The sequence below is a fragment of the Leeuwenhoekiella nanhaiensis genome (assembly GCF_002744755.1).
Classification (GTDB): Bacteria; Bacteroidota; Bacteroidia; order Flavobacteriales; family Flavobacteriaceae; genus Leeuwenhoekiella; species Leeuwenhoekiella nanhaiensis.
In genome coordinates this window covers 495720-505088 of record NZ_KZ319289.1, presented here as the reverse complement: position 1 = coordinate 505088, position 9369 = coordinate 495720, and the positions used below count along the sequence as shown (strand labels likewise).

Genomic DNA, 9369 nt, shown 5'->3' with positions numbered 1-9369 from the left:
GATATGTTATTTTTCGATGTGTAAGGGTATCTGCGAAAGTCGAAAAGTGGATAACCTTACTTAAAATTGAATGCTGAATTTCAGCGAAATAAAGATAGTGATTTTTTCTTGATATAGAATTAATTACATACAAAAACACCCCTGAAATTTTAGATGAATGTATAACCTATATTGTAAATGATTTAAAGTTTAAGAATGAAATATCAAACCCTTTTTTTGAAGCCTACTTATGGATATATCATAATGTTCTTTCATCAATTCACTACCGATAAAATTACAATGGCTTTCAATACAACTGAGTTGCGTAGTTCCGATTCCAGAGAATGGGTCATAGATGAGACTGCCTTCGGGGAAATAGATATTAATCAGTTGCTGGCATAAATCTTTTGAGTATGCTGCCTTTAAATTTGACCTATAACCATCATTATTTTTTGCTTCGATATAGTTCGTGTAATTTTTGAAAAATCTTTGTCCCGTCTTTCCATTTACCTTACTTATTTTTTTATTGGTTCTAAATGTATGCAAAGAGGATTTCTTTACAAAGACGTAGATTAGTTCTGTTAACCTACTTAATTTTGTTGGTGAGGTTTGAAAAGGAATGGCATTTGATTTTTTCCAGCAAATTATATCTGCAATCGTCAAATTGGTTTCATTGTGGATTTTAGAAACCAAAAGTGTCGGTAAAATGGGATTCTCTTTTGAGTAAGAAATGTTGTAACAAATAACCCCTTTTTCTTTCAGTACTTTTGAGAATTTTGTAAATTCTTCCGTCCTTAATTTAAGATATTCTGCTTCGCTTAATCCGTCAATATTAGAATATCCATTATTGTAATAACAGTCGCTTCTTTCCGTATTTATATTATAGGGTGGTGATGTGATAATTCCGTCAATACACTTTTTAGGTAACCTATCTAATGTTACGCTACAGTTTTCGTTATAAATGACATTTATTCTCATTTAAATTGATTAAATCAATCCCAAAAAATGATATCAAAATGTTTTTTAGGATTTTTCACGCAAAACCAAATTTTGATATAATCAACTATTTAAAACAGAAAAGAGCATAGATAGCTGTGGTTATAGTGTGCTGTTTTTTAACTTTAAGAAGTTAGTTTTTATACTGTTAAGACAAAAACGGCAGTTGGTGCCAAGTACTGACATTTGACATCAAAAAATAGGATAATGCAAAAAGTAAATGATTGAAGTGTCTAGTTTCAAAGTTTACTAAATAAAAACCAAGCACTTCAATTTAAAAAATGCTTGGTCTTTCAATCTATTCAAGACTATATATTGAACACATAGGTGTAAGAATATAAATTCCGAAGTGCTTCTTCTTCAATCATCGTTTCAAAACAGCCATAATTTTCTTTTACGTATTTGCGAATGCTATCCCCAAATTTTCGTTTCACATCTTCTTTGGACGTTTCCAAAAGTCGGTTTTGAGCTTCTTGGCTCAAATCTGTAAAATTGAGATATATCATAGCTGTAAATTTTACAGAATTCCATTGTCAGAAAAACTATAGTAATCCCCATCGGGTGCAAAAATCAAGTGGTCTAACAATCGGATGTCAAAAACAGATGCAGCTTTTTTGATTTTGTTTGTCAATTTTATATCTGCTTTACTTGGTTCTAACTTACCGCTTGGATGATTATGTGCTAATATCAAACCTACCGAAAGTGATTTTAATACAGTTGCAAATAGGATACGCATATCCACTAAAGTTCCTGCAATTCCACCTTGTGAAATTTGGCAAATACCTTTCACTTTATTGCTGCTATTCAAGAGTACAATTTTAAACGTCTCTTGTAATTCCATTGTACGTTTATCCCAGTTTTGAAAAAGGACTTCTGCAGCTTGCGCAGAGGATGAAACCTGAACCCAATCTTTGGATTTGACACCACCTTCATAACTTATTTTTATTTCGTTAACTTGTGCTTTCATTGTGCATATGATTAATGTGTGAATGTAAAAAAAGAGGGCGCATCTTTCGACGGTTACGCCCTCTTTCATTTCTGTGATTACTTATCGACTTTGCTTCCAAGTAATAGGATTTCATCGGCTACGACTTCGGTAACATAGCGTTGGTTTCCATCGTCCGTGGTGTAGGTTCGGGTCTTTAGTTTTCCCGTGATTCCTACTTCCTTGCCTTTTTCGACATATTTCTCAACGATTTCAGCGGTCTTGCCCCAAGCCACAACGGTATGCCAGTTGGTGTCCGTTTGCTTTTCGCCTTTGCTGTCTTTGTAATACTCGTTCGTAGCGAGTGAGAAGCGGGCTACTTTCTTACCGCTTTCAAGGTTCGTAATGGTTGGCTCTTGACCAACGTTTCCAATCAACTGTACGTGATTTCTAATAGTACTCATAATAAAATATTTAAGTGATTTATATTTCCCCTATTGATTTAAAACAGATTAAATTTTAAGGGGTGTTTGTTCTTTTCTTTCGTGCATCGCACAATGGATATAGTGGGTTTTGTCAAGACTTTTAGGGCAAAATCAGGTGTGTTTGCGACGTAGTAAATTCCTTGGAATTTCAAGGAAGTAGATTCCTTATTTTTTACTAAAACTTTGTATAGTCTTGACAAGTTCCATAAGGGCATTAGCAATTCTTTAAAATCCGGTTACGATTTGAGCGTACCGACAGTTAAGCGAAATGAGTGGCTGGATTTAATATAGAATTGGTTATGTCGTGCCTGTTTTTCGACGACCCGAAAAACAACACAGGCTTTATCCATTATAAACCCCTTAAAATGTGTAAGACAGCGGTTCGGTTTTTAAGGATTTTCAGTGAGGGCTCAAGAAGACCGCGCCGAAAATCCTGTTAAGAAAACCTAAGTGATGGCCTTCCGATGAAAAGCGGACTTCGTACCCTATTTCGGATTGGGAATGAAGCGTCCCTTCCCAGCGTAGCGGGCAGGGTTAGCGAAATGAAAAGTAGAAATTGGGTACGGTGTCCAAGACGTTTGTAGGGAAGCTCTTTTCCCGAAATGAAGTGGTTGCCTGCTTTTTTCAGCAGGCAGGCGTGGAATGAAGGGGAATGTGCTGAGTGGGTTAAGAATTATTTGTTATCAATGATTTTTAGAAACCTTGTTGATACATCTTTTATTTTGTTGATAGAAGCTTCATCTTTTGCTGTTTCTAGAAGCGCCCAATATTTTGCCTCGTTCCAAATAAACTCTCTGTTCAATCCTGAACCACGTTGATTTATAAAACCCCAAAACCAAAGGTCATCCCAAATTTCCATTTCTTCAGAAGAATAATTATCCTGTAGAAGTTTATTTATTTTGTGAAAATTCCATTTAATAGATGGGTCAATACGATAAAAAATTGTTTCAATTACCGCATCTACAGGTAAGAAAACTCTATCCTTGATGTCTATAACTTTCGGTGCATCTTCCCATAATACATTTTGATATCCATACTTTCCATTATGCAAATGATAAATGGTTTTAGCAAATAATGCGGATGTTTTATTGCCCCAACCGGCTTGTCCCAGCATCCCATAGTAAAGTGATTCATAGTTATAGACACTGTTTTCATTACCTGTTAGAAAATCGATGAAAGACCTAAAACTATGAAGCTTCGATTTATTTGAATATACTTTTTGAAAAAAAGGTGCAAGTACATCAATTCTTGGTTGACTTTGTGTATTTGCTACGTGATATAAAACTGAATACAATTTATCTTCGACCGAATCAAAAGGTGATAAAAATAAGTTATAAGAATTAGATTGAACTTTTTTATTGTAATCCCTGTTTTCGTTCAAAAAATGAAATAAAGCGCTTAATTTAGAATTATAGGTTTCTGAATTCACAAATAATTATTTTTCAAGAGTTACAGTTCCGTTAGCATTAACCCAATAATGAAGTATTCCAATCTTATTAAGCTCGGGAATAATATTTGTTATTGCTTTTCGTATTTGTTCATCTTCAGGATGTGCAATGGCAATTTTTGCATTTGGAAACGCTACTTTAGTTTCTAAACATTTGATGATTGCTTTACCCAAATGAGTCTTAATCTGTCCAGAGTTGAAATAGTCCCTTCTTTTTGTTGGCGAATCTTTATGTGCTTTTGCACCTTTAACTTCAATATACAATTTTTCACTTTTTCTTTTGGCCACAATATCGTATCCTCTTGTTTGACCTATACAAAAACTCTCTATTTGATAGCCCTGTTGAACTAAATGAGGCATCAATAATTCAATAGTTTTATTTTCTGTCAGTTTTTCCATTTAAGCTCAAATTAATATTTTGTTTTCCATTTCCAATTGCATTTAGGGGCAAATAAGTCTGGACTGAAATAGATTTCGCTTATCAAATCGAGAAACTTATTGCTTCTTAAAAGGCCGCCGCAATGTTTTGGTTCGGTAGCAATTGTAAAACCTTTTATACGTTCAAAAATCCAATTTATCAATGGGTTATCCTTGTCTAACATATTTCGTATTTCTTCTTCTTTTAAATAAGTGAATTCAAAAGAGCCATCACTTAAGCCATTCTTTACTGAAAAGAAATCCAAGTCAATATCAAAAAACACAGATGTTTCTGAAGAATTCAATAGAGCATCCTGTAAGGCTTGATGTGTTTTAAATTTTTTGATTATATGCTTGTTTCCATTGGCATCAATCAGTTCTTCATCTTTCCAAGTATCTTGACCGAGTTCTTGTCTACAGTGCACGTATATATCTCCAATCAAATTGAGATAGGCCGCACATAGAATATGACCATCGTTATTGCCAGCAAGTTTAGCCCAAGTAAATATTGAAACATCGGCATCGCTCGTTAAGTCCAGTTCATCTAGCCATTCTTTTTCTGTTTCACCAGGATAGCATAAATCTTGGTGCCAATCTAATGAAACTAAACAGGGTGGGTTGCTACTTTTGTTCTTATGCATCCATTTGTTCCAATAGAAAAATGCATAACGATGTTCTTGAAATACTACAAGTTCTATTGCTTCAGTTTCATTTACAGGATGCGATAATATTTCGCGCAAAGCGCCAGGTGGCTCTATGTGATATGGGTTTCTGAATTTAATCATTAGTTTCTTTCTTTGGCACTAGTTTTTCTATATCAGACAGTTCGTTTACGATTCCCTGTTCCTTTAATGACGTTTCAACATTAATTTGAACAACATTAGCATTAGTTTTCCAAACAACTTCCGTAATAAAGGCTATGGTAAGTTGCACCTTTAAATCTGTAGCAAAATCGATATTTGAATTTTTCCATTTTTCTCTATGTCTCGAATTACTATCCTGTGTTAAATCGATTAAAGAGCCATAAATTTTTCTATTGTCATCTAATATACCCAGCTGATGTTCTTTTTGTTCGGTAATCTCTAGTTCTTTATGTTTAAGGATAGGCAAATCAGTTTTTGGTAAAATGAATAGTACATTTTTGAGCCCTGTTGATGGAACCCTAATAATATTATCCTCAATTTTATTAAAATCATCTATCCCGTAGATATTTAGATTCATTGCTACTATAACATCTCTATCAGCATCGAAACCTAATTTTTCAATACCTTTTACCAAGTCTTCTTTACGAAGAAGATACCGCTTTTTTCTAGCCGATAAGAACGCATTAGGAATGTAATAATTAATGTTTTGATAGACTATCTGTTGGGATAATATAGTATCTGCGTTGAGATGTGGAATATCTCCAGTTGTAAATGCAGATTTTTGAAACAAATTCATAGTACCATTTACACCGAAGGAAATAGTAGGTTCTCCGTTAAAACTCTCCGCAGCATTCTGGATGCTATCAAATTTCTCAAGCGCTTTAACGATAGCATCTTTAGAATTTATAAGAAATCCCCATTCTTTATCATAATCTATATCTGCATTCAATCTTGCAGCTTCAATAGCTTCTTCAATAGATGTTTCGAGAACATCAATAAATTTTGATGTCTTCGTTTTTAACTTTTTTATCTCTTTCTTTTTCATATCATATTGTCTTTAAGAGATTTTTATCTTTCAACACCTTTTTCAAACAGAATCTGAAATAATGGATGGATTCTTGCCAACGTAATAACTCTAACACTTCGGTTTGAGGTAAAGTAGGTTGACCTGTGAAATTATCATAGGTATAATGTTCTGGCAATTTAAATTGCCGTAGAAAAAGCAACACTAAATATTGGCAAATGTAAAAAGTCACACGCCTTCTGTTTCCTAAATTATCCAATCCTGGGAAAGGATATGATAAATCGATAGGGTAATATCCTCTACCAAATTCGTCTTTAAAACTACTGAACCAAGTAAAAATCTCTGTCATATTGTTAGGCAGCAGAACATATTTTGGTGGCTGATGTTGTGTGTATGTAAACAGGGTTTTTATGGCTTCATAGTTTTTCTGATATATTAATAAGCCACCTAATGCCAAGTGAAACTCAAAAAAACGTTTTCTTTCACTATCTCTTTTATCAATTAATGACTGATTTTCATATTGGCGAGTTTCAAAGTTATAATTTGTGCCATAGACCCTCTGCAAGCCGAAACTATAATATTGATGTGCCGTACCCCAATAATTACCTACAAATTTGGCGTTGTTTGATATGAGTACAACATTCCTCCAAAGTTCTTTATAGGTTTCATTTGATATTGGTGTTTCAAAGATACCTTGTCCCATCAACCAGACGCCACTTACAACAAAATATTCAAGACTTTGTAAGTCTTCATTTCTACCTTTAGCTACTTCTCTGATTATTTCCCTGATACCATAGTGGAATTCGTGATTAAACTCAACCTTAAAATTTTCAAATCCATCAGGTCTTTCTGCTTCTCTTGGTCGTATGAAGTTTGCCCGGTAATTATTGAATTCTTCCGTGTAGAAGTCAACCAATGTTTCTTCCAGGCCTTTATCCTGTGTTCTAATTGCGAATATTGCCAGCTTATTGATAATCTTGAAATGGTATTCATCATCTTGGTCTTTTTTGAGTTTTCGGTATTCGGAAATAATATAAGTAAGCAAACGTGTAGATTTGCCATTATAAAGTGAAACCTTATCTAGCCAAATAATAAAAATGACCACCAGTAAAACTGTCAAAAATAGCGTTAGAAGTTTTGCTGAGTTTTGCATCATCCAGCTATCCTTCCAAAAAAGAGGTTCAATGTCTAGTATTAAGAATATAAATGAGCCTATTGTTAAAAACAAAACCCATTCAAATACCGTTATTCTTCTTGACCTTCCTGGAAATATTCCAAAGAGTTTTGTCTGCGGAAATTCATTTTCAAAAGCATTGGCCAGATAGTTTGATGAAAACTTATTGCCTATATTGGATATTTTATCCACGATTATCGGATAGGCAATACCCAAGATTGCGATGTCAATTGCGACACAGATTTCTATTATATACTTAAATTCCATTCACGTTTATTTACAATAGTTCCACCGCCTTATACCAATAATAAAATATGGACTTATCCGGTTGTCGTTTTAATTTGTTCAAGAATACCCAATCCTCTTTTTCAACGTTAAGTTCGTTTATGTCTTGTCCTTCGTAATATTCGATTTCTTTTATCTCATCTTGTAACAAGATGGCATTCAAATAAGCTACTCTGGCCGAAGCTGCAAGAGCTTCCTCGATTCTGAAATTACCCGTCATAAGAAAAGCACCTCCAAAACTGCGTATGCCACGGTTTAAGCCCTCAAACTTCTTTTTCGTTTCAGCAGTTGGATTGCGTTCTCTTTTGGCGATGATGGCACAGGTGTCTATGCTATCCCAAAGCACATCTGTTTCTTTGAGGTTTCTTTTGCCGAAATCTTTATCGGAACTGCGATAGGATAGTTCTGCTTTCGCGAAAGCGGAAAAACTAGCCTTAACAATAGACATATCTGTAATGTTTTCAAACAACTTTCCTAAATCGAACAACTGCTTACAGATTTCCATTGTAAACAACTGGTCGCCCTTATAATATGGAATACCGATGGTCTCTGGTGCAAAAGCAGTAAGCTTATCGCCACAGATGGAATTTACCGAAGGTGTGGCAATTGATATGATAGGCTCATCAACCGATAGCCAAGGAATCTCAACGGAAGATTCTATAAGTTCTGGATAATGTGGACTGTCAAAAAGTATATCCAACAGAATGGTCCCAGGAACGTTTGGGTTGTAAACCGAATCAAATTCAAAAGTATAATGTGCCTTTGGAACGCCTTCTTTATAACTTCGGCGTTCATTCAAAGTGTGGCTTTTAAAATGTGAATTGGCAACAACCGCATCAAGAATTTTTTCCAACGGTTCACGCTCTGTACTTGATATGATATCGATATCGATTGAAAACCGATTGCCTTCTTCAAGTAAAAGAACAAGCGACGTACCGCCTTTAAAGACAAAATCAAGTCCTTCTATCTTTAGATGTTCTAGCAAAGAAAATGCGTGAACCATTTTTTCCAAAATGGTCACATTAATGCCTTTATGTTCTTTTTTTGCTCGGAAAGTATCTAACCATTCTTTTGTGAAGCTTTTGTTTTTAATCATTGATGATGTCCTCTAAAATATTCGGTATGTGATTATTCATAAATTGCTTGATTTCCAGTTCTTTCTTTCGTCTTTTCGCATAACTGAATAGTTTTGTGAAATTAATATTGTATCGCTCAAGTATCTTTTCATAAATGTTTATGAGTTCAGAGCCTTGGTAAAAATGGAACAGGTTTTCATCTGCAAATAAATCCACCATTATTTTTTCAAGTGAGGCGACGGGAACTGCAATTTTTTTGTCTTTCAGCTTATTTATGGGTGCTCTTGTAACAAGACGCTTTATGACCACAGGAACAGCACTCTCGGAAATGTAGAACTCAATTTCCTTGTCATCGGGATTCAAGAAAAAATTCATTTTCAAGGAATCATTTAGATAGTAATAGACTGATTCGGTAAATTCCTTCTCTACTTCCACAACTATCATTTGGTTGGACACTTGATGCTGTGTGAATTCATTGAGCCATTGGTTCTCCCATATAGCATATTGGATTTCTTCAAACCTTTCATTGGTCTTTCGTACTATTTTTAGAACGTAATCAGACAGTACCGGTTTATACTTCGGTTTATAGGATATAACATAAACACCACGACCAATAGTCTTGATGATGTCCTTTTTCTTCAGGTCATAAATTCGCCAACTAAAGGTACTTTCCTTCAAATCTGGTTCAAAGTCCAGATAGAACTGAAATAGTTCCTCCCTATCAAAAGAACCACGTTCCTTAAATGCTTCTATAAGTTTATTTTCTAAAATCTTTGGCATAACCTTTATATCAAAATTTTGCCAAAAATACAAAAAAGTGGCGAATATTTGAAAACTAATTATTGCCACTATGTAAATAAAGTGGTAAATATTTGAAATTATACAATTTTACGTGAGTAGAAAAATCCAGTTTAAGG

At 34.4% G+C, this 9369-nt stretch carries 11 protein-coding genes; all 11 read right to left on the bottom strand.

Features of this window, described 5'->3' with window-relative positions; translation table 11 throughout:
- Nucleotides 1-189: 189 nt before the first annotated feature.
- Complete coding sequence (locus tag CJ305_RS08815) at nucleotides 190-957, bottom strand: DNA-methyltransferase (RefSeq protein WP_099645884.1); 768 nt, start codon at nucleotides 955-957, stop codon at nucleotides 190-192.
- Between the two features lie 326 nt (nucleotides 958-1283).
- Nucleotides 1284-1481 (bottom strand): hypothetical protein, encoded by a 198-nt coding sequence (locus CJ305_RS08810; RefSeq protein ID WP_099645883.1) that lies wholly within the window; start codon nucleotides 1479-1481, stop codon nucleotides 1284-1286.
- Between the two features lie 11 nt (nucleotides 1482-1492).
- Nucleotides 1493-1942 (bottom strand): JAB domain-containing protein, encoded by a 450-nt coding sequence (locus tag CJ305_RS08805; protein WP_099645882.1) that lies wholly within the window; start codon nucleotides 1940-1942, stop codon nucleotides 1493-1495.
- 77 nt (nucleotides 1943-2019) lie between these two features.
- Nucleotides 2020-2364, bottom strand: coding sequence for a single-stranded DNA-binding protein (locus CJ305_RS08800; RefSeq protein WP_099645881.1), 345 nt, complete (start codon nucleotides 2362-2364; stop codon nucleotides 2020-2022).
- A gap of 694 nt (nucleotides 2365-3058) precedes the next feature.
- Nucleotides 3059-3814 (bottom strand): hypothetical protein, encoded by a 756-nt coding sequence (locus tag CJ305_RS08795; RefSeq protein WP_099645880.1) that lies wholly within the window; start codon nucleotides 3812-3814, stop codon nucleotides 3059-3061.
- Nucleotides 3815-3820: 6 nt separating this feature from the next.
- Nucleotides 3821-4231 carry a protein NO VEIN domain-containing protein gene (locus CJ305_RS08790; protein WP_099645879.1) on the bottom strand — a complete coding sequence of 137 codons (411 nt, stop codon included), beginning with the start codon at nucleotides 4229-4231 and terminating at the stop codon, nucleotides 3821-3823.
- Between the two features lie 11 nt (nucleotides 4232-4242).
- Nucleotides 4243-5034, bottom strand: a complete 792-nt coding sequence (locus tag CJ305_RS08785; RefSeq protein ID WP_099645878.1) for a UPF0489 family protein — start codon at nucleotides 5032-5034, stop codon at nucleotides 4243-4245.
- A complete protein-coding gene (locus tag CJ305_RS08780) occupies nucleotides 5027-5938 on the bottom strand; it encodes a hypothetical protein (protein ID WP_099645877.1) in 912 nt (303 codons plus the stop codon). Before CJ305_RS08780 ends, CJ305_RS08785 begins: the two co-directional genes overlap by 8 nt.
- Nucleotide 5939: 1 nt before the next feature.
- Entirely contained in the window at nucleotides 5940-7358 is a 1419-nt protein-coding gene (locus tag CJ305_RS19475; RefSeq protein ID WP_189319414.1) for a hypothetical protein, read from the bottom strand.
- 10 nt (nucleotides 7359-7368) lie between these two features.
- Entirely contained in the window at nucleotides 7369-8472 is a 1104-nt protein-coding gene (locus tag CJ305_RS08765) for a nucleotidyl transferase AbiEii/AbiGii toxin family protein (protein ID WP_099645875.1), read from the bottom strand.
- The gene (locus CJ305_RS08760) at nucleotides 8465-9232 is read right to left on the bottom strand and encodes a DUF6577 family protein (protein ID WP_099645911.1); all 768 of its coding nucleotides are present in this window, start codon (nucleotides 9230-9232) and stop codon (nucleotides 8465-8467) included. Before CJ305_RS08760 ends, CJ305_RS08765 begins: the two co-directional genes overlap by 8 nt.
- Between the last annotated feature and the right edge of the window lie 137 nt (nucleotides 9233-9369).

Coding starts and splice junctions, on each gene's coding strand:
- CJ305_RS08815 (WP_099645884.1), bottom strand. CDS start 957: ATGAGAATAAATGTCATTTATAACGAAAACTGTAGCGTAACATTAGAT.
- CJ305_RS08760 (WP_099645911.1), bottom strand. CDS start 9,232: ATGCCAAAGATTTTAGAAAATAAACTTATAGAAGCATTTAAGGAACGT.
- CJ305_RS08765 (WP_099645875.1), bottom strand. CDS start 8,472: ATGATTAAAAACAAAAGCTTCACAAAAGAATGGTTAGATACTTTCCGA.
- CJ305_RS08780 (WP_099645877.1), bottom strand. CDS start 5,938: ATGAAAAAGAAAGAGATAAAAAAGTTAAAAACGAAGACATCAAAATTT.
- CJ305_RS08805 (WP_099645882.1), bottom strand. CDS start 1,942: ATGAAAGCACAAGTTAACGAAATAAAAATAAGTTATGAAGGTGGTGTC.
- CJ305_RS08790 (WP_099645879.1), bottom strand. CDS start 4,231: ATGGAAAAACTGACAGAAAATAAAACTATTGAATTATTGATGCCTCAT.
- CJ305_RS08800 (WP_099645881.1), bottom strand. CDS start 2,364: ATGAGTACTATTAGAAATCACGTACAGTTGATTGGAAACGTTGGTCAA.
- CJ305_RS08785 (WP_099645878.1), bottom strand. CDS start 5,034: ATGATTAAATTCAGAAACCCATATCACATAGAGCCACCTGGCGCTTTG.
- CJ305_RS08810 (WP_099645883.1), bottom strand. CDS start 1,481: ATGATATATCTCAATTTTACAGATTTGAGCCAAGAAGCTCAAAACCGA.
- CJ305_RS19475 (WP_189319414.1), bottom strand. CDS start 7,358: ATGGAATTTAAGTATATAATAGAAATCTGTGTCGCAATTGACATCGCA.